This window comes from Streptomyces sp. NPDC101118 (genome assembly GCF_044759445.1).
Classification (GTDB): domain Bacteria; phylum Actinomycetota; class Actinomycetes; order Streptomycetales; family Streptomycetaceae; genus Streptomyces.
Genome location: NZ_JBIVZG010000026.1, coordinates 1 through 19,047, shown reverse-complemented (window position 1 = coordinate 19,047; position 19,047 = coordinate 1). Strand labels below are relative to the sequence as shown.

Annotated in this window: 15 protein-coding genes, 1 pseudogene and 1 riboswitch; of the genes and pseudogenes, 4 read left to right on the top strand and 12 right to left on the bottom strand. The window is 71.4% G+C overall.

Annotated features, from left to right (window positions below; translation table 11 throughout):
• Window positions 1–112: 112 nt before the first annotated feature.
• Complete coding sequence (locus tag ACIQUQ_RS31100) at window positions 113–1,882, top strand: substrate-binding domain-containing protein (protein ID WP_403982608.1); 1,770 nt, start codon at window positions 113–115, stop codon at window positions 1,880–1,882.
• Here the strand turns inward: ACIQUQ_RS31100 and ACIQUQ_RS31095 are convergent.
• Window positions 1,860–3,407 carry a glutamate--cysteine ligase gene (locus ACIQUQ_RS31095; protein ID WP_403982606.1) on the bottom strand — a complete coding sequence of 516 codons (1,548 nt, stop codon included), beginning with the start codon at window positions 3,405–3,407 and terminating at the stop codon, window positions 1,860–1,862. The genes ACIQUQ_RS31100 and ACIQUQ_RS31095 overlap by 23 nt on opposite strands.
• Window positions 3,408–3,900: 493 nt before the next feature.
• On the opposite strand from ACIQUQ_RS31095, the gene ACIQUQ_RS31090 reads away from it, so the two are divergent.
• A complete protein-coding gene (locus ACIQUQ_RS31090) occupies window positions 3,901–4,488 on the top strand; it encodes a hypothetical protein (RefSeq protein WP_403666315.1) in 588 nt (195 codons plus the stop codon).
• 288 nt (window positions 4,489–4,776) lie between these two features.
• Complete coding sequence (locus ACIQUQ_RS31085) at window positions 4,777–4,974, top strand: DUF5999 family protein (RefSeq protein WP_399958352.1); 198 nt, start codon at window positions 4,777–4,779, stop codon at window positions 4,972–4,974.
• 164 nt (window positions 4,975–5,138) lie between these two features.
• Here ACIQUQ_RS31085 and gcvP read toward each other — a convergent pair whose 3' ends face one another.
• Window positions 5,139–8,024, bottom strand: a complete 2,886-nt coding sequence (gcvP, locus tag ACIQUQ_RS31080; protein WP_403982604.1) for an aminomethyl-transferring glycine dehydrogenase — start codon at window positions 8,022–8,024, stop codon at window positions 5,139–5,141.
• 185 nt (window positions 8,025–8,209) lie between these two features.
• A riboswitch (glycine riboswitch) is annotated at window positions 8,210–8,319 on the bottom strand.
• Between the two features lie 113 nt (window positions 8,320–8,432).
• Here gcvP and ACIQUQ_RS31075 point away from each other — a divergent pair.
• Window positions 8,433–8,819, top strand: a complete 387-nt coding sequence (locus tag ACIQUQ_RS31075; protein ID WP_403982602.1) for a PRC-barrel domain-containing protein — start codon at window positions 8,433–8,435, stop codon at window positions 8,817–8,819.
• Window positions 8,820–8,885: 66 nt separating this feature from the next.
• Here the strand turns inward: ACIQUQ_RS31075 and ACIQUQ_RS31070 are convergent.
• The 10 genes and pseudogenes from ACIQUQ_RS31070 to ACIQUQ_RS31025 form a co-directional block, all read right to left on the bottom strand.
• Window positions 8,886–10,339, bottom strand: a pseudogene (locus ACIQUQ_RS31070) (DNA polymerase IV); the annotation flags it as partial.
• Between the two features lie 67 nt (window positions 10,340–10,406).
• Entirely contained in the window at window positions 10,407–11,042 is a 636-nt protein-coding gene (locus ACIQUQ_RS31065; protein WP_403982600.1) for a MerR family transcriptional regulator, read from the bottom strand.
• 168 nt (window positions 11,043–11,210) lie between these two features.
• The gene (locus tag ACIQUQ_RS31060) at window positions 11,211–11,684 is read right to left on the bottom strand and encodes a bifunctional nuclease family protein (protein WP_399958364.1); all 474 of its coding nucleotides are present in this window, start codon (window positions 11,682–11,684) and stop codon (window positions 11,211–11,213) included.
• Window positions 11,685–11,737: 53 nt separating this feature from the next.
• On the bottom strand, window positions 11,738–12,481 hold the full coding sequence (locus ACIQUQ_RS31055) for a MerR family transcriptional regulator (RefSeq protein WP_403982598.1): 744 nt from the start codon (window positions 12,479–12,481) through the stop codon (window positions 11,738–11,740).
• A gap of 43 nt (window positions 12,482–12,524) precedes the next feature.
• Window positions 12,525–13,442 (bottom strand): FHA domain-containing protein, encoded by a 918-nt coding sequence (locus ACIQUQ_RS31050; RefSeq protein ID WP_403982808.1) that lies wholly within the window; start codon window positions 13,440–13,442, stop codon window positions 12,525–12,527.
• Between the two features lie 94 nt (window positions 13,443–13,536).
• Complete coding sequence (locus ACIQUQ_RS31045; protein ID WP_403982595.1) at window positions 13,537–14,361, bottom strand: DUF881 domain-containing protein; 825 nt, start codon at window positions 14,359–14,361, stop codon at window positions 13,537–13,539.
• 5 nt (window positions 14,362–14,366) lie between these two features.
• Window positions 14,367–14,699, bottom strand: a complete 333-nt coding sequence (locus tag ACIQUQ_RS31040) for a small basic family protein (RefSeq protein ID WP_003970459.1) — start codon at window positions 14,697–14,699, stop codon at window positions 14,367–14,369.
• Window positions 14,696–15,589 (bottom strand): DUF881 domain-containing protein, encoded by an 894-nt coding sequence (locus ACIQUQ_RS31035; protein ID WP_403982593.1) that lies wholly within the window; start codon window positions 15,587–15,589, stop codon window positions 14,696–14,698. Before ACIQUQ_RS31035 ends, ACIQUQ_RS31040 begins: the two co-directional genes overlap by 4 nt.
• Window positions 15,590–15,670: 81 nt before the next feature.
• Window positions 15,671–18,175 (bottom strand): sugar phosphate nucleotidyltransferase, encoded by a 2,505-nt coding sequence (locus tag ACIQUQ_RS31030; RefSeq protein ID WP_403982591.1) that lies wholly within the window; start codon window positions 18,173–18,175, stop codon window positions 15,671–15,673.
• Between the two features lie 95 nt (window positions 18,176–18,270).
• Window positions 18,271–18,861: a CDP-alcohol phosphatidyltransferase family protein gene (locus ACIQUQ_RS31025; RefSeq protein ID WP_399958378.1), complete on the bottom strand. Its 591-nt coding sequence runs from the start codon at window positions 18,859–18,861 to the stop codon at window positions 18,271–18,273.
• Window positions 18,862–19,047 lie beyond the last annotated feature (186 nt).

Genomic DNA, 19,047 nt, shown 5'->3' with positions numbered 1-19,047 from the left:
CCGCTAGGGTCTCGCCAGCGCGCACGAAGATCGCGTGCGTCGGCGGGGAGCGCTGCCTTCCCATACTGCCTGCCCGGCTTCGCCTCGGGGTTCATGGAAGGGCACGACCAGCATGGGACGTCACAGCCTGCCCGACTCGCGCGGCACCGCGGAAGAGCGGCCCCCGCGCCGGGCCGGCCGCCGTTCCGTGGTGATCGGCACCGCCCTCGCGCTGGCCGCCGGCACCTGCGCCGTCGCCGCCGCGCAGGGCCTGCTGCCGTCCTTCGGCGACTCCTGCGCCGACCGGTCCGTGAGGCTGCGCATCGTCGCCAGCCCGGACATCGCCCCCGCGGTACGGGAGACCGCCGAGCGCGCCCGCAGGCAGCGCATCACCTCCGACGGTCAGTGCCTGGCGCTGGCCGTCACCGCCCGCGAGTCCCGCGAGGTCTCGCTCGAACTGGGCACCGGCCGCCGGGACCCCGCCTTCGACGTCTGGATCCCCGACTCCGAGGCCTGGGTCGAACGCACCCGCCTCCAGCCCGAGTCCCTGCCGGTGGCCGGCCTCGGCGAGGTGGCCTCCTCGCCGGTGGTGCTCGCCGCGGCCCCGTCCGCCGCCGGGATCATGGGCTGGCCCAAGACCACGTACACCTGGGCCGGCCTGGCCGCGGCCGGCCTCCGTTCCGACCAGCTGCGGATGGGCGCCGCCGACCCGGCGAACAGCGCCACCGCCCTGCTGGCCCTCGGCCGGATCGCCGCCTCCGCCCGCGCCATGGGCCCGGACGGCGACGTGGTCGCGGCGGGCGCGGCCAAGGTCCTCTCCCAGCGGGTGGCCGAGACCGACGCGCTCGTACCGGGGACCCTGCCGCGCGACGAGACGGACGCCGAGCGCACCAACCCCCGGCGCAGCCAGGCGGTGATCCTCTCGGAGCAGGCCGCGCACGCGCACAACGCCCGGGACGAGGGCGTGCCCCTCGCGCTCTTCTACCCGACGGACGGGGCGCCGCTGCTCGACTACCCGTACACGCTGGTCGACGAGCGGCGGCTGGACCTGGACGAGAACCGGGCCGCCATGCGCTTCCTGCGGCTCCTCGGCGACACGGAGGGCCGCGCCACCCTCGCCCGGCACGGCTTCCGCGACCGCCGGGCCACCCCGGCGCCCGCCGTGGTCCGGCGGGCGGGCGGGGACGCGGCGCAGCCCGCCTCGGCCACGCTCACCCAGCCGCCCACCGCCAAGGAGGTGCAGGAGGCCCTGGCGATGTGGACGATCACGGTGCAGGCCGCCCGGCTGACCACGGTGGTCGACGCCTCCGGCTCGATGGCGGCGCCGGTGCCCGGGCACGGCGACAGCTCCCGCATGGAGGTCACCCGCGCCTCGCTCCTGCAGGGCCTCGCCACCTTCACCCCCGAGGACGAGGTGGGACTGTGGGAGTTCGCCACCCGCCTCGACGGCGAACGCGACTACCGCGAGCTGGTGCCGACCGCCCGCCTCGGCGAGCGCGCCGCCGACGGGTCCACCCAGCAGCAGCGGCTGGTGGCCGCCTTCAACGGCCTCAGCCCCGAACCGGACGGCGCCACCGGCCTGTACGACACCACGCTCGCCGCGTACCGGGCGGCGCGGGACTCGTACGCCCGCGGCAAGTTCAACGCGCTGGTCATCCTCACCGACGGCGTGAACGAGGACCCGGGCTCCGTCTCCCGCGAAGCGCTGGTGGCGCAGCTGAAGGCGCTGGCGGATCCCGAGCGCCCCGTGCCGCTGATCGCCCTCGCGATCGGCCCGGACGCGGACGTGCGGGAACTCGGGCCGATCGCCGCCGCCACGGGCGGGGCCGCCTACCGCGTCAGCGACCCCACCCAGATCCACACGGTGATCCTGAAGGCGATCACGGCCGTCGGGCGCGGCTGACCGCCGCCGCTGCGGCCGGCTCCTCGTCGGGCAGGCCGACCGGCCAGGTGTGCACCGGGTCCCCGCGGTGGCTGAGTTCGGCGTAGCGGCGGGTCAGCGCGGCGAGCGCCTGGTCCCGGCGCATGCCGGCGGAGCGGGCCCGGTGGTACGTCTCGACCTGCCAGGTGGCTCCGTTGGCCCGGCGGCGGCACCGCTCCTCGATGATGCCGAGGTAACGGTCCCGGTCGGCCGGCTCAATCCCCCAGGCGTCCAGGCCCGCCGCGGCCATCGGCAGCAGTTCGTCGAGGACCAGGGTGGCGGCCGGCACACTGGCGAGGCCCCCGCCACGGCCCTTGCGGGGCCAGCGCAACCGTGCGTCGATGCCGTAGCGGCAGGCGGCGTCGAAGTTGGCCTCCGCCTCGGCGAACGGCATCCGGGTCCACACCGGGCGCGGCTCCTCGGCCAGGGTGCGCACCAGCCCGTAGTAGAAGGCGGCGTTGGCGACCACGTCGACCACCGTCGGGCCGGCCGGCAGCACCCGGTTCTCCACCCGCAGGTGCGGCTTGCCGTCGGCGACCCCGTACACCGGCCGGTTCCAGCGGTAGACCGTGCCGTTGTGCAGCACCATCTCCTGGAGCCGGGGCACCCCGCCCTCGGCGAGGACGCGCAGCGGTTCCTCCTCGTCGCAGATGGGCAGCAGCGCCGGGAAGAAGCGCACGTTCTCCTCGAAGAGCTCGTACGCGGACTCCACCCACCGCTCGCCGAACCAGGTGCGCGGCCGCACGCCCTGGGCCTGGAGCTCCGGCGGCCTGGTGTCGGTGGCCTGCGTGAACAGCGGGGGCCGGGACTCGCGCCACAGCTCGCGGCCGAAGAGGAAGGGGGAGTTGGCGCCGACGGCGATCTGGGCCGCGGTGACGCACTGCGCCGCGTTCCACACCGCGGCGAAGCGCGCCGGGGTGACCTGGAGGTGCAACTGCACCGAGGTGCAGGCCGCTTCGGGGACGATCGAGGTCGAGGTGCAGCTCAGCCGCTCGACCCCCTCGATGTCGAGGGTGAAGTCCTCGCCCCGGGCCGTGACGATCTGCTCGTTGAGCAGCGAGTAGCGGTCCACGTCCGACAGGTTGGCCGTGACGACGTCGGCGTGCGCGATGGTCGGCAGGATTCCGATCATCACCACGCCCGCGTCGATCTCGGCGGCCATCCGGTGGGCATATCCGAGCCCGGTGCTCAGTTCTTCGACGAGCCGGTCGAATACCCGGCCGTCCAGGCGGTGCGGGACGATGTTCACTTCCAGGTTGAACATGCCGAGTTCCGTCTGGAAATCCGGACTCGCTATTCGGTCCAGCACCTGCGCATTCATCATTCGCGGCAGCCCGTCGGGACCCGCGAGATTCAGCTCGATCTCCAGCCCCATCAGATTCTTGGGACGATCGAACCTCTTCTCCGCCAGAAGTCGCCCCAGTCCCTCTAGGCACTCGTGGAGCTTCCTCCGGTACCGTTGCCGATCGGACAGGTCGAATCCGCCTGCCACGACCTTCTCCCCCATCGAAGCGTCCCTCCTCGAATGGCGGGCCCGGGGCCCGCGTCACGGTCGATGATGCCCCGGGGCGGTGATCGATAACGCCGCGCGGGCGCTTGTGGCGGGGAGCGTGCGCCGGTTTGGCCGAAGCGGCGCTTCGGCACCTCCCTCCGGCATGTGACAGAGAAATACGGCAACCCGCAATTACCTTGTGCCCGTGCCGCTTTATACGACCACCGCTTTTCAGCCGAGCCCCCTTCCGGTAATCTCCGAGGTCAACGAGCGAATCGCGCGAGCACGCGGCATCAAATCCACGACAGCGGGACCGGTAAGCGCCTTGCCCGCAATGGGCGGGACAGCTAGCCGAAACACTGTGTGAACACATGTCGTATAAACTCCGCAAACGAGGCAGAGAGTTGGCGCCCGGCCATTGCCCCACAGCCCCCCTCTGGCCCCAGAATGCGACAGCGCCGTCCGCACCTGCCCCGTTCCACACCTCCCATGTGAGAGGCGACCCACTATGCCGCTGCATGTCCCCCCGGCCCCCGCGCCCGCCCTGCGCAGCGTCCTCGCGGCACTCCGGTCCCCCGCGGCCGTCCACGAGGCGCACACCCCGGCCCTGCGCGCGCTCCGGGGCGGCCAGGTCACCGCCGAGCTGCCGCTGCCGGTGCACGTCCTGGACCGCGTCACCGCCGGGGGCCGCCCGCCCCGCACCCGGCTCACCGGCTGGCGCTTCCTGATCCGCGGCGGCGACCGGTTCGTGGCAGCGGCGGACACCATGCTCACGCCCGACGGGTGGGCCTTCTCCCACTTCTTCGAGGGCCCCTACGTCGCCGCGACCGAACGCGCCCTGCGCCAGGCCGAGTCGGTGGCCGGCCACTACCAGGCGCGCCTGCTGTCCGTACCGGAGCTGTACATGCTCACCCTGTGGCTGCACGGCTCGGCCGGTGCGGACGCGGCCTCGGGCCTGCCCGCCGCGGCGGACCTGCTGGTGCCGCTGGCCCCGGCCCCGCCGGGGATCGCCGCGTACCGCCCGCACCCGGTGTCCGAACTGCTGCCCGTACTGACCCACCGGCTGGCACCGCCCGCCCTGGCCACACCTGCCTGACCCGGTTGCGCCATTCGGGCTAGTCCGCCCGGACCATCCGTGAACCATCCGAAGAGACAGGGTAGTTGGGCTGAACCGCCCGCAAGGGTGATGCGTCATCAATCAGTGAGGACAGCTGCCAGGAAATCCCTGCGGACCGACCTCCGTAGGGCAACACTGGGGTCCTGCTCCCGCTCCGGCGGGAAGACCCCACTGGGGAACTGACCGACCGATTGACGGGGGGCGGCCATGAACACCGATTCGAGCCGCAGGACGACACTCACCACACCGCAGCGAAAGAACGCATCCATGTGCCAGCACCAGCCTGCCTGCCCTTCAGCCGACTCAGCCGACCGGGAGGCCGCCCAGCTCGTGGCGCACCACCCGGAGCAGGGCTGGAGCCTGCTGTGCAACGGCGTCGTCGTCTTCGAGGACACCGGTGAGCTGCTGCCGGACGGCCAGATCATCGCGCCGCACCGCCCGCTCGCGGTGGCCAAGGCGGCCTGAGCACGGGGCCAAGGCGGCCTGAGCACGGGCCGCGGCGGCCGAGTACGGGGCCGGGGCGACCCGGCACGGGGCCACGACGAAGGGGCCGGCCCGGAGGTTCTCCCTCCGGGCCGGCCCCTTCGTCGTCAGCCGAGGTGCGGCGGCCTACGGACGCCGCTCACCGGTCAGTTGTCGTACTCGTCCAGCGGCGGGCAGGAGCAGACCAGGTTCCGGTCGCCGAAGGCACCGTCGATGCGGCGCACCGGCGGCCAGTACTTCTCTGCGGCGTTGACACCGGCCGGGAAGACCGCCTCGTCACGGGTGTACGGGTGGTTCCACTCGCCGCCCAGCGCCGCCGCGGTGTGCGGGGCGTTGTGCAGCGGGTTGTCGTCCGCCGGCCACTCGCCGGAGGCGACCCGCTCGATCTCGGCGCGAATGGCGATCATCGCGTCGCAGAAGCGGTCGAGCTCGATCAGGTCCTCGGACTCGGTCGGCTCGATCATGAGCGTGCCGGCCACCGGGAAGGACATGGTCGGCGCGTGGAAGCCGTAGTCGATGAGGCGCTTGGCGATGTCGTCCACCGAGACGCCGGTCGACTTCGACAGCGGGCGCAGGTCGATGATGCACTCGTGCGCGACCAGGTTGGCCGGGCCGGTGTACAGCACCGGGAAGTGCGGCTCCAGGCGCTTGGCGATGTAGTTGGCGCCGAGCACGGCCACCTGGGTGGCGCGCTTGAGGCCCTCGCCGCCCATCAGGCGCACGTACGACCAGGAGATCGGCAGGATGCCGGCCGAGCCCCACGGGGCGGCCGAGATCGGGCCGACACCGGTCTCCGGGCCCGCGGTGGGCTGGAGCGGGTGGTTCGGCAGGTACGGGGCCAGGTGGGACCGGACCGCGACCGGGCCGACGCCCGGGCCGCCGCCGCCGTGCGGGATGCAGAAGGTCTTGTGCAGGTTCAGGTGCGAGACGTCGCCGCCGAAGTGACCCGGCTTGGCGAGGCCGACCAGGGCGTTCAGGTTGGCGCCGTCGACGTACACCTGGCCGCCGGCGTCGTGCACCTGGGCGCAGATGTCGGCGACGTGCTCCTCGAACACACCGTGCGTGGACGGGTAGGTGATCATCAGCACGGCGAGCTCGTCGCGGTACTGCTCGATCTTGGCGCGCAGGTCCTCGGCGTCGACCTCGCCGTCGTCGGCGGTCTTGACCACGACGACCTTCATGCCGGCCATGACCGCGCTGGCGGCGTTGGTGCCGTGCGCGGAGGACGGGATGAGGCAGATGGTGCGCTGCTCGTCGCCGTTCGCACGGTGGTAGGCGCGGACGGCGAGCAGACCGGCCAGCTCACCCTGTGAACCCGCGTTCGGCTGGATGGAGACCTTGTCGTAGCCGGTGACCTCGCAGAGACGTTCCTCCAGCTCGTTGATGAGCGTGGCGTAGCCCTGGGCCTGGTCGATCGGCGCGAAGGGGTGCAGCTGGCCGAACTCGGGCCAGGTCACCGCCTCCATCTCGGTGGTCGCGTTGAGCTTCATGGTGCAGGAGCCCAGCGGGATCATGCCGCGGTCCAGCGCGTAGTCCTTGTCCGAGAGCTTGCGCAGGTAGCGCAGCATCGCGGTCTCGGAGCGGTGCTGGTGGAAGACCGGGTGGGTCAGGTACTCGTCGGTGCGCAGCAGCGCCTCCGGCAGGGCGTCCGCGGTGGCGGCGTCCAGCGCCTCGACGTCGCCCTCGGCACCGAAGGCGGACCACACGGCGGCGAGTTGCTCGCGGCCGGTGGTCTCGTCACAGGAGATCGACACGTGGTCGGCGTCGGCCAGGTGCAGGTTGACCCCGCCCTGGCGGGCGGCGGCGACGACCTCGGCGGCGCGGCCGGGGACGCGCGCGGTGAGGGTGTCGAAGAACGCGCCCTGGACCAGCTCCACACCGGCGGCGGTGAGGCCCGCGGCCAGGATGGCGGCATAGCGGTGGGTGCGCTGGGCGATCTGCTTCAGGCCGTCCGGGCCGTGGTAGACCGCGTACATGCCGGCCATGACGGCGAGGAGCACCTGCGCGGTGCAGATGTTGCTGGTGGCCTTCTCGCGGCGGATGTGCTGCTCGCGGGTCTGGAGCGCCAGGCGGTACGCCTTGTTGCCGTCCGCGTCGACGGAGACGCCGACCAGGCGGCCGGGCAGGGAGCGGGCGTGCTTCTCCTGGACGGCCATGTAGCCGGCGTGCGGGCCGCCGAAGCCCATCGGGACGCCGAAGCGCTGGGTGGTGCCGACGGCGATGTCCGCGCCGAGGGAGCCCGGGGAGGCGAGCAGGGTGAGGGCGAGCAGGTCGGCGGCGACGGTGACGATCGCGCCGAGCTCGTGGGCCTGGTCGATCAGCGGCTTGATGTCGCGGACCGCGCCGGAGGCGCCCGGGTACTGGATGAGCACGCCGTAGACGCCGCGCTCGACGGCCTCGGCCGGGATGCCCTCGGAGAGGTCGGCGACGAGGACCTCGATGCCGGTGGGCTCGGCGCGGGTCTCGATGACGGCGATGGTCTGCGGCAGCGCGTCGGCGTCGACGAGGAAGACCCCGCCCTTGACCTTGCCGACACGGCGGGCCAGCGTCATGGCCTCGGCGGCCGCGGTGCCCTCGTCGAGCAGCGAGGCGCCCGAGGTGGGCAGGCCGGTGAGGTCGGCGACCACGGTCTGGAAGTTGATCAGGGCCTCGAGGCGGCCCTGCGAGATCTCGGGCTGGTACGGCGTGTACGCGGTGTACCAGGCCGGGTTCTCCATGACGTTGCGCAGGATCACCGGCGGCGTGAAGGTGCCGTAGTAGCCCAGACCGATCATCGGGGCCAGCACCTCGTTGCGGGAGGCGAGGTCGCGCAGCTCGGCCAGCACCTCGGCCTCGGTGCGGGCGCCGGGGAGGTTCAGGGCCTCGGCGCTCTTGATCACGTCAGGCACAGCGGCCGCCGTGAGCTCGTCGAGCGAGCCGTAGCCGACCTGGGCGAGCATCTTGGCCTGGGCCTCGGTGTCGGGGCCGATGTGGCGCTGCTCGAAGGGAATACCGCGCTCCAGGTGGGAGAGCGGAGTACGACTGGCGGTCATGGGCGGAGGCCTCCTGGTCTGACGACCTGCGAGGGGTGCCACGGCGCGGGCACCCGGACGGCCTCCCCCTCTGTCATCTCAACCTGAGAGCTTCACCGGCGCTCCACGAGGGGTCGCCGGCTTTCACCGTCGGTGAGGAGGGGTTCCGGAGCACGTCCGACGCCCGCCCTGCTTTCCAGAGTGGCCTCGTCCGAGCGGTACGTCTGCCTGAGAGATTCCGGGGAGGATTTGCTCCTTCGGCGCCACCGGGTGAGCCTTTCGCGACTCGATCGGAGGACTCTCCCGCACGGGGTCAGCAGCCGGAAACCAGACTACCAGCGAGGTCTCCGGGGCTCCCTCGAGTGGCCCCCTCTTCGAATATGCACTTTTGTAGTCGTAACGGAGGAGTTGCGACCAAATGGAGGGACCGTGCAGACCGACATCGATCCGCGCAGCCTGATCGGCCGCAAGGCGTTCGACCGCAACGGCACCAAGATCGGCACCATCGACGAGGTCTACCTCGACGACGCCACCGGTGAGCCGGAGTGGGCCGCCGTCCGTACCGGACTCTTCAGCCGGGACGCCTTCGTCCCCCTGGAGCCCAGCGAGGTGGTCTCCGGCACCCTGCACGTGCCCTTCGACCGCGCCCTGATCAAGGACGCCCCTGACTTCGGCGTGGGCCGCCACCTCTCCCCGGAACAGGAACTCCAGCTCTACCACCACTACGGGCTGGACGTCTCGCTCCCCGGAGAACTCGCCTCCCCACCGCCCCCCGACCGCGATTTCGGCCGCCTGGCGGGCTCCGAGGAGGCCTGACCGGCACCCGCCCCCGCCCCCTCCCGGGACGCCCCGCCGGCGGCACGGCCCGCCCCCGCGGTCGTACGCCCCGCCGCCTCCGCGGTACGCCCGTCCCGCCCCGGAACCCCGGCCGCCGCGGCCTCCCGCCGCGCGGCCCGGGCTCCGGCGCGCTCGGGGTCGACCAGCGGCAGCGGCTCGGCCGGCGCCAGCTCCGGATCGTCGACCAGGAACGTACGGACCCTCCCCGGCCGCTCCGAACCGGGCTCCTCGAACCGCACCGTGACCCTCCCCACCCCGCTGCCCTGCACCCATCCCGCCCCGTACTCGATGTGCCGGACGTCACTCCCGGCCGGCCAGCGCCGCTCCGCCGGCACCCCGGACTGGTGTGCCGGGGTGTCCCCCTCGGCGCCTCCCAGGGCCTCCGGCGCCCCTTCCCGGGGCTCTTCCGCGGCATCCCGCCCCTCCTCGGCGGCCTGCGCGAAGAGGTCCTCCTGCGTGTAGTCCGCGAGGCCCGAGACCCCGACCCCCAGCAGCCGCACCCCGCCCGTGGTGTCCACGGCGTCGAGCAGCCGCAGCGCGGCCTCCCTGACCACCGCCGGGTCGTCCGTGGGCCCCCGCAGGGTCTCCGAGCGGGTCAGCGTCGAGAAGTCGTACCGGCGCACCTTGAGCACGATGGTCCGCCCGGAGTGCCCCGAGCCCCGCAGCCGCTCCACGCACCGGTCGGCCAGCCGCTGGACCTCGAACCTGATCCGCATCCGGTCGTGCAAGTCCACGTCGAACGTGTCCTCGACGGACACGGACTTCGCGTCCCGCTCCGCCACCACCGCCCGGTCGTCCAGACCCAGCGCCATGCGGTACAGCGCCACCCCGTGCGCCCGCCCCAGCAGCCGCACCAGCTCGTCCTCACCCGCGCCGGCCAGCTCCCCCACCGTGGTCATCCCGGCCCGCCTCAGGTGCTCCCCGGTCGCCGGGCCCACCCCGGGCAGCGTCCGCACCGGCATCGGCGCCAGCAGCTCCCGCTCCGTCCCGGGCCGGATCAGCACCATCCCGTCCGGCTTGGCCTGCTCCGAAGCGATCTTGGCCAGCATCTTGGAGCCGGCCAGCCCCACGGACCCGCTGAGGCCGGTCACCTCCCTGATGTCGGCCCGCAGCCGCTCACCCACCGCCCTGGCCGACGGCTCGTCGAAGGCGACCCCGCCCGCCTCCAGGTCCACGAACGCCTCGTCCAGGCTCAGCGGCTCCACGAGCGGGGACAGCTCCCGCAGCAGTGCCATGACCTGCTCGCTCACCGAGCGGTAGAGGGAGAAGCGCGGCACCAGGTACGCGCCGTTGGGGCAGAGCCGGCGGGCCTGGGCCATCGGCATCGCCGAGTGGACGCCGAACCGCCGCGCCTCGTAGGACGCGGTGGACACCACTCCGCGCGGCCCGAGGCCGCCCACGATCACGGGCTTCCCGCGCAGGCTCGGCTTCGCCGCCTGCTCGGCGGCGGCGAAGAACGCATCCATGTCCAGATGCAGGATGGTGGGCGCGGCTCTCACGGCCCCGATGCTGCCCTACGCCACTGACAACGGCCCGGAACGCTCGTACCCGTGTCCGGGCCGTTCGCTACCCGGCCCTGTTCCGCCGCCTGGCGAGCTCGTCGGCCGGGTTGTGGCCGATCAGCGTCTCGCCCGTGTCGACGCGCTCGCCGTGCAGCTGGGACAGCGCGTGCTCCACGTCGCGCCAGACCACGCCCACGGCGATACCGAAGATGCCCTGCCCGCCCTGGAGCAGGTCCACGACCTCGTCCGGCGAGGTGCACTCGTAGACCGTGGCACCGTCGCTCATGAGCGTCATGCGCTCCAGATCGGCGAAGCCCCGGTTCCGCAGGTGCTGGACGGCGGTGCGGATGTTCTGCAGCGCGACCCCGGTGTCGAGGAAGCGCTTGACGATCTTGAGGACGACGACGTCGCGGAAGCTGTACAGCCGCTGCGTGCCGGATCCGTACGCGGGGCGCACGCTGGGCTCGACCAGCCCGGTGCGCGCCCAGTAGTCGAGCTGCCGGTACGTGATGCCCGCTGCGGCACAGGCGGTCGGCCCCCGGTAGCCGATCTCCTCGGATGCCGGGTCCTCGTTGACCACCGTGGGTTCCGGAAGACGGCGCGCGGAGCCCACCGCACCGCCGTACAGCGGGTACGCCCCGCCCTCCCCCGGACCGCGCGCGGGGATGCCCCCGGTCGTACCGTCGCCGCTGATTCTCACGCCGACCCTCCGTCCTTGACCTGCCATCTCGACGGTAGGCAGTCACCAGGGGTGCGTCAACGATCGCCACACTCGGCACGCCGAGTGATAATCACCCTGAGAGTGGTTTCCCGTACCCCTCCGCGGGGAAAGGCTACTCGAATGACTTGAGGTTCCCTTGAGGTCGGGTCACTGCGTGCCGGTGCCGAAGTCCTCGGGCGAGATCTGGTCCAGGAACTCCCGGAACTTCTCGACCTCGTCCTCCTGCTCGTCCGGAATCGCGATCGCGGCGTCGTCCAGCACGCGGTCACTGCCGTAGATCGGCGATCCGGTGCGCAGGGCCAGCGCTATGGCGTCGGAGGGGCGTGCGCTCACCTCCACCCCGCTGGCGAAGACCAGCTCGGCGTAGAAGACGCCTTCCCGCAGGTCCGTGATGCGGACCTCGCTGATCTCCTCGCCCAGCGCTTCCAGCACGTCCTTGAAGAGGTCGTGGGTCAGCGGCCTGGCAGGGGCCATCCCCTGCTGGGCCAAGGCGATGGAGGTCGCCTCCCCTGGACCGATCCAAATGGGGAGGTAACGGTCGCCTCCCACTTCGCGCAGGAGCACGATCGGCTGGTTGGAGGGCATTTCCACCCGGACACCCACGACGTCGAGCTCGTTCACACAGCAACCCTAGGACCTGCCGCGTGGGTTTGGGTAGTCGGGACCGCCCAAGATCAGTGCAGACGTACCCCGAGAGCGGTCCGGACCAGCGCCTCGTGCAGGCGTACGGACAGTCCCGCCAGCTCCCGCACGGTGGCCTCGGCATGCGCCCTGGTCTGCGGGTTCCGGTGCCGCCGCAGGGGTGCCACCACCTGTTCGACCAAGCCGGCCTCCCGGTCGGCGGCGGCCTTCATGGCGCGCAGGTGACGCGGCTCGAGACCGTACCGGCCGAGATCGGCCACCAGCCTGGCGACGGTGACGGCCTCGGCGTCGAAGCCGCCGCCCGGGGTCTCGGCGATCAGCCCGTACGACTCCCACTCGGCCAGCTGGGCCTCGTCCACCTCGGCGGCGGCGAGGAGCTCGGCGCGGCCGACCCGGGCCACCGTGGCCCGCACGGCGCCGGCCTCGGCGGCGGACACCACCGGGTCGCCCTGCGGGGAAGGCGCGGGGATGCGCACCTGCTCGCCCCGGTCGATCGCGTCCAGCTGCTCGCGGATCACCTTCAGGGGCAGGTAGTGGTCGCGCTGGAGGCGCAGGATCCGGGCCAGCCGCTCGACGTCGTCGGGGCTGAACTTGCGGTAGCCCGAGGGTGTGCGCCGGGGCTCGACGAGCCCCTCGGCCTCCAGGAAACGGATCTTGGAAATGGTGACTTCGGGGAACTCGTCACGCAGCAGGTTGAGCACCGTCCCGATGCTCACCAGCCGCCCGACCGAGCCGGCGGTGCCGTTTCCGGCACCGCCCGTCGGTGTACGCAGCATGGACCTTCCCTGGTGGGGATTCCCCCGATGTCGTCCGGGGGAGTCAGATGCCTCGCTGGCTCGCGTAGAAGACCAGTCGGTACTTGCCGATCTGCACCTCGTCGCCGTTGTTGAGCGCGACCGAGTCGATCGGCTCACGGTTGACGTACGTGCCGTTCAGGCTGCCGACGTCGGCCACGGTGAAGCGTCCGTCCTGGCCCCTGCGGAACTCGACGTGCCGCCGGGAGACGGTGACGTCGTCCAGGAAGATGTCGCTCTGCGGGTGCCGGCCCGCCGTGGTCAGCTCGCCGTCCAGCAGGAAGCGGCTGCCCGAGTTGGGGCCGCGCCGGACGATCAGCAGCGCCGAGCCCGGGGGCAGGGCGTCCACCGCGGCCTGGGCCTCCGGCGAGAGGGAGGGCGCGAGCGTCTGCCCGGTCGCCTCCGCCTCGTAGGCCTCGAGACCGGAGATCGAGATGGTCGACGTGGTCTCCGAGGCACGCTCCGGCGTCAGACCCGGCCGCAGCGGTGCGCCGCAGTTCGAGCAGAAACGGCTGTCCTCGCCATTGCGGTGCCCGCACCTGCCGCACACCAACATGGACGGCTCCTCGCGCCGCGGCTGACCCGCGGAGGCATGGGTTGCGTACGGATCGGGGGCGAACCCTCCACCCGTACTAGAGGTTGATGGTTCACCGAAACCTATGCGCCCGGACCCGGCCGGGTCAACGGACGACGCGCCCGAATTGTCGCCCGATCCGGCGACCTCGTCGCGGAACAGCGGGCGGTCGCCCTGCTCCTGCAGCTCATCGGCGCGGGCGGCGCGGTGCTTGCCGCTGTCCTCACGCGCCTTCTTGCCGAACAACTTCTCAAACAACTTCACGGGCGATTCCCCTTGACTGAAACAGACCCGCCCGTGGGGCAGGGATCCTGAATGCACACACCTGCCGACCCGGACATTCTCACAACGTCCGTAACCACCAGACAGTTTCCACCACGCACCGCCCTATCGGTGCGCCGACCCCCCGCAAGCACCCGCCCGCGTGGGGAGCACCACAGCCCGCCGCGTCCCCTGGCGTTCCTCATGACGATGACGACCGAGCGTAGTCAGGCTGCTTCGCCGCCCGCAAGGCATCTACGACGATCTTGGCCGATCGGGTCACCATGGCGGTGGCCTGCTCCTTCTCGAGCGTCTGGATGACCCCGCCGGGGATGTTGAGGGCGGGTTCGAGGTCCTGCGGCTTGCCGATGACCTTGAACTCGTACGGCGGTGTGATCTTCCGACCGTCCACGGCGACCCCGCCGCCGTCCGCGTCGGAGAAGTACGTGTCGGCGACCACCCGGACGCCGTTGACCTGGATCGCCTCCGCACCCGCGGCGCGCAGCTCCTGGATCGCGTCCAGCAGCATGTCCGACTCGATCAGGTTCTTCGGGTCGATCACCCGCAGCGTGATGCCCGGCCCCTCGGCCGCCACCGTGCCCGCCAGGATGCCGAGTTGGCGCTCCTTCTCGATGGTCTGCTTACGGGCCTCCTCGGCCTGGTCGGAGGAGTTCTCCAGCTCCCTGCGCTGGTCCTCCAGCCGCTGCTTCTCGTCCTCCAGGCGCTTGGTACGCCCGTCCAGCTCGTCCAGGATGCGGACCAGGTCCTCCTGGCGGGCACCGCGCAGCGCGCTCGAATCGCTGTTGGACCGCACCTGGATCGCGAGCCCCAGACCCAGCACGAACAGCAGCAGCGCGACGACCAGTTGGGCGCGCGTCACCCGCGGCGGCCACAGCCCCGCGGCCAGCCGCTGGCGGCCGGTCTCCTCGGGGGCCGGGCGCTCCTCGCCGGGGCCGGCCGGGACGCCGTTCTCCGCAGGCTCCGGGCTCTCCGGATCCTGGGGGTTCTGGGGGTTCTCCGTACTCATCGGCCTCACGCCCGGAACACGTGCCGGCGGATGGCGGCCGCGTTGGAGAAGATGCGGATGCCGAGGACGACGACCACGCCCGTCGACAGCTGGGCGCCGACGCCCAGCTTGTCGCCGAGGAACACGATCAGCGCGGCGACGACCACGTTGGACAGGAACGACACGACGAAGACCTTGTCGACGAAGATCCCGTCCAGCATCGCCCGCAGGCCGCCGAACACGGCGTCGAGCGCCGCCACGACGGCGATCGGCAGGTAGGGCTCGACGACGGCCGGCACCTCGGGCCGGACGAGAAGTCCGACCACCACTCCCACCACGAGGCCCAGTACGGCGATCACGATGCACCCTTCTTCGGTTCTGCTGTGCGTACGGTCAGGCTGGACGCCGCCGGAAGCCGTACGTCGTCTTCAGTGGAGACGGTGTAACGGATGCCGTAGTTCTCCTGGAGCACGTGCAGATACTGACCGTCGACGCTGTCCTGGAAGTCCGTGCGGAGCCGGTTCTTCTCCCCCACCGCCAGCACCTCGTACGGCGGTACCAGCGGCTTGTTGTCGACCAGTATCGCGTCACCCGCTGCCCGGATGGCCGACAGGGAGGTCAGCCGCTGCCCGTTGATGGACACGGCCTCCGCCCCCGCCTGCCACAGTCCGTTGACGATCCGCTGCATGTCGCGGTCACGCACCCGCCCGGTGTCGGAGAACCCGGCGCTCTCGCGCGGTCCCCCGCCGCCCTGCTCGGCGTCCTTGGCGTCGTCCACGACCAGCTTCAGGCCGGGGCCCCGCACCTCGGTGGCCCCGGACAGGAGGGCGACCAGTTCGCCCTGGTCCCCGCCGTGCTGCTTGAGCGCCGCCCGCTGACGTCCCGAGACGTCGGTGCGCAGCGACTCGATCTCCTTCTCCAGGCCGTCGGCGTCGGCGTTCGCCCGCTCGACCCGGTCGATCAGCTCCTCGCGCTCCTTGGCGAGCACCGGAGCCTCTATCCGCGCCTGCGCCGCGCCGAGCGTGACGACCATCGCCGCCAGCACGAGACCGGCCGCGAGCGCGAGTTTCGCCTTGAGGGTGCGCGGCAGCCCCGCGGTCCCCTCGGCCGCCCGGCGGGCGGAAGCCTCGGCATAGCCCTCGTCGAGGCTGTGGTCCATCACGTGCGTCAGCAGCGACATGGAGGCGTCCGGGCGCGACGGCCCCGGGGCCGAGCTCCTGTTGTTGGGCGGCTGCGACATGCGGCACATCGTCGCACGTCGCAGGGCCCGGCACCGAATGCGCCCCCGGTACGGGCCGGGGCGGCCGCGTCGGCCGCCCCGGCCCCGGGGTCAGCCGCCCTGGTGACCGGCGCCCTCCACCACGGACGACCACTCGTCGAGCAGGGCCTGCGCGGAGGCGTCGTCGGGACCCTCCGCCCACAGGTGCGTCACGGCCTCCGCCGGGTCGGGCAGAACCAGCGCCCACCGCCCGTCGGCCTCGACGACCCGTACGCCGTCCGTCGTGTCCACGGCACGGTCGCCGGCGGCCTCGACCACCCGGCGCATGACCAGCCCCTTGACGGCCCAGGGCGTGGCCAGGTCCCGCTTGAGGACGTGGGCTCGCGGTATCCGGGCGTCGATCTGGCTCAGCGTGAGCTGCGTCCGCGCGACCAGGCCGATCAGCCGGACGAACGCCGCGGCACCGTCGAAGACGCTGCTGAACTCGGGGACGATCAGACCGCCCTTGCCGTCACCGCCGAAGATCGTCGTCTCGGCCCGCCCGACCCGCGTCAGGTCGTCGGGCGAGGTCGTCGTCCACTCGACCTGCGTCCCGTGGTACGCCGCCACCTGCTCGGCGATGCGGGTCGTGGTGACCGGCAGCGCCACCTTGCCGCTGCGCCGCTCCGCCGCGACCAGGTCGAGCAGGACCAGCAGGGCCCGGTCGTCCTCGATGATCCGCCCCCGCTCGTCGACCAGCGAGATCCGCTCGCCGACCGGGTCGAAGCGGACGCCGAACGCCGCACGCGCGGAGGCCACGATCTCGCCGAGCCTGACCAGGCCGGAGCGCCTGGACTCGGCGGTCTCGGTGGGCCGCGACTCGTCGAGGCCCGGGTTGATGGTCAGGGCGTCGACGCCGAGCCGGCCGAGGAGGCTGGGCAGGACGAGGCCGGCGCTGCCGTTGGAGGCGTCGACGACGACCTTGAGCCCCGAGTCCGCGATGCCGGTGGTGTCCACCCGCCGCAGCAGCGACCCGGTGTACGAGTCGAAGACGCTGGACGGGAACTGCAGGTCGCCGATCTCGCCCGGGAAGGCACGCCGGTACTCCTGGCGCGCGTACACCCGGTCCAGCTTCCGCTGCCCCGCCTGGGAGAGGTCCGCACCGCGTTCGTCGAAGAACATGATGTCGACCGAGTCCGGCACACCCGGAGTGGTCCGCAGCATGATCCCGCCGGCACTGCCGCGGGCGGTCTGCTGGCGGGCCACCGGCAGCGGCACGTTCTCCAGGTCGCGTACGTCGATCGCGCTGGCCTGGAGCGCCGAGATCACGGCCCGCTTGAGCGCGCGGGCGCCCCGGGAGTGGTCGCGGGCCGTGGTGACGGTCGCGCCCTTCTTGAGCGTGGTGGCGTAGGCGCCTGCCAGCCGCACGGCGAGCTCGGGGGTGATCTCGACGTTGAGGATGCCGGAGACGCCCCGGGCTCCGAAGAGGTGGGCGGTGCCGCGGGACTCCCAGATGACCGAGGTGTTGACGAAGGCGCCGGCCTCGACGGTCTTGAAGGGGTAGACGCGGACGTTGCCCTGGACGATCGACTCCTCGCCGACCAGGCACTCGTCGCCGATGACCGCGCCGTCCTCGATCCGCGCGGCGCGCATGATGTCGGTGTTCTTGCCGATCACGCAGCCGCGGAGGTTGCTGTGCGGCCCGATGTACACGTTGTCGTGGACGACGGCCCTGTGCAGGAAGGCGCCGCTCTTCACGACCACGTTCGAGCCGACGACGGTGTGCTCGCGGATCTCGGCGCCGGCCTCGACCTTGGCGTAGTCGCCGATGTAGAGGGGGCCGCGGAGCACCGCGTCCGGGTGGACCTCGGCACCTTCCGCGATCCAGACCCCGGGAGAGATCTCGAAGCCGTCCGTGTCGACCTCGACGCGGCCCTCGAGCACGTCGGCCTGTGCCTTGACGTAGCTCTCGTGGGTGCCGACGTCCTCCCAGTAGCCCTCGGCGATGTAGCCGTAGATGGGCCGGCCTTCCTTCATGAGCTGCGGGAAGACGTCACCGGACCAGTCGACGGAAACGTCGGGGTCCACGTAGTCGAAGACCTCGGGCTCCATGACGTAGATGCCGGTGTTCACGGTGTCCGAGAACACCTGTCCCCACGTCGGCTTCTCCAGGAACCGCTCGACCTTGCCCGCCTCGTCGACGATGGTGATGCCGAATTCCAGCGGATTGGGCACCCGGGTCAGACAGACCGTGACCAGCGCGCCCTTTTCCTTGTGGAACCGGATCAGGTCGGTGAGGTCGAAGTCGGTGAGCGCATCGCCGGAGATCACCAGGAAAGCGTCGTCCTTGAGAGCGTCCTCGGCGTTCTTCACGCTTCCGGCGGTGCCGAGTGGCTTCTCCTCGTGGGCATAGGTGAGCTCCATGCCGAGTTCCTCGCCGTCGCCGAAGTAGTTCTTGACGAGGGAGGCGAGGAACTGAACGGTGACCACGGTCTCACTCAGCCCGTGCCGCTTCAGGAGCCTGAGGACGTGCTCCATGATCGGCCGGTTGGCAACCGGCAGGAGCGGCTTGGGCATGCTCGAGGTCATGGGGCGCAGGCGCGTGCCTTCGCCACCGGCCATCACGACGGCCTTCATGTCGGAAGAATCCTCCTTGAAGAGACGACGGTCCAGCCGACCGCACCCACGAGGACTCAACAGCCCCGCGAGTCTTCACTGACTTCGCGGCGGGCTCAGTCGGCCGCGGCGTCCGCCTTCACCAGGCGGCGGACCTGAACCACGTAAAGGATCCCTGCCCACCAATAGAGGGTTGTACCCCATCCGGCGAACGCCCATCCGAAAACGGACGCCAACCACGCGAGTGCACCAGTGCCGTCACTCAGGAGAAGCAACGGGAAGGCGTACATGAGGTTGAACGTGGCCGCCTTGCCGAGGAAGTTCACCTGCGGGGGCGGATAGCCGTGCCGGCGGAGGATGAGCACCATGACGGCGAGCATCAGCTCGCGTGCGAAGAGTGCGAGGGTGAGCCACAGCGGGAGGATCTCGCGCCAGGTGAGGCCGATCAGCGTGGAGACGATGTACAGCCGGTCGGCGGCGGGATCGAGCAGCCGGCCGAGGTTGCTGATCTGGTTCCAGCGCCGGGCGAGCTTTCCGTCGAGGTAGTCGCTCACGCCGCTGAGCATGAGTACGAAGAGCGCCCAGCCGTCCTGCTCGGTGAGGATGAGCCAGAGGAACAGGGGCACGCCGACGAGGCGAGCCATGCTCAGGATGTTCGGGATGGTGAAAATTCGGTCCGTCTGGACTCGAGTCTCCTGGACCTCCACCCGGGGGCCTCCACTGGGAAACGTTTGAACGATGCCCCCTGACCCTACAGGAGAACATCCGTGCCCAGAACGCAGAAAAGCCCCGCACCAGAAGGTGCGGGGCTTTCCCACAATGATTGTTCGGCGGCGTCCTACTCTCCCACAGGGTCCCCCCTGCAGTACCATCGGCGCTGAAAGGCTTAGCTT

Bases quoted from the DNA above. Each gene is read 5' to 3' on its own strand.
- ACIQUQ_RS31100 (WP_403982608.1), top strand. From the start codon at position 113: ATGGGACGTCACAGCCTGCCCGACTCGCGCGGCACCGCGGAAGAGCGG.
- ACIQUQ_RS31095 (WP_403982606.1), bottom strand. From the start codon at position 3,407: ATGGGGGAGAAGGTCGTGGCAGGCGGATTCGACCTGTCCGATCGGCAA.
- ACIQUQ_RS31090 (WP_403666315.1), top strand. From the start codon at position 3,901: ATGCCGCTGCATGTCCCCCCGGCCCCCGCGCCCGCCCTGCGCAGCGTC.
- ACIQUQ_RS31085 (WP_399958352.1), top strand. From the start codon at position 4,777: ATGTGCCAGCACCAGCCTGCCTGCCCTTCAGCCGACTCAGCCGACCGG.
- gcvP (WP_403982604.1), bottom strand. From the start codon at position 8,024: ATGACCGCCAGTCGTACTCCGCTCTCCCACCTGGAGCGCGGTATTCCC.
- ACIQUQ_RS31055 (WP_403982598.1), bottom strand. From the start codon at position 12,481: ATGCTGCGTACACCGACGGGCGGTGCCGGAAACGGCACCGCCGGCTCG.
- ACIQUQ_RS31045 (WP_403982595.1), bottom strand. From the start codon at position 14,361: ATGAGTACGGAGAACCCCCAGAACCCCCAGGATCCGGAGAGCCCGGAG.
- ACIQUQ_RS31035 (WP_403982593.1), bottom strand. From the start codon at position 15,589: ATGTGCCGCATGTCGCAGCCGCCCAACAACAGGAGCTCGGCCCCGGGG.
- ACIQUQ_RS31030 (WP_403982591.1), bottom strand. From the start codon at position 18,175: ATGAAGGCCGTCGTGATGGCCGGTGGCGAAGGCACGCGCCTGCGCCCC.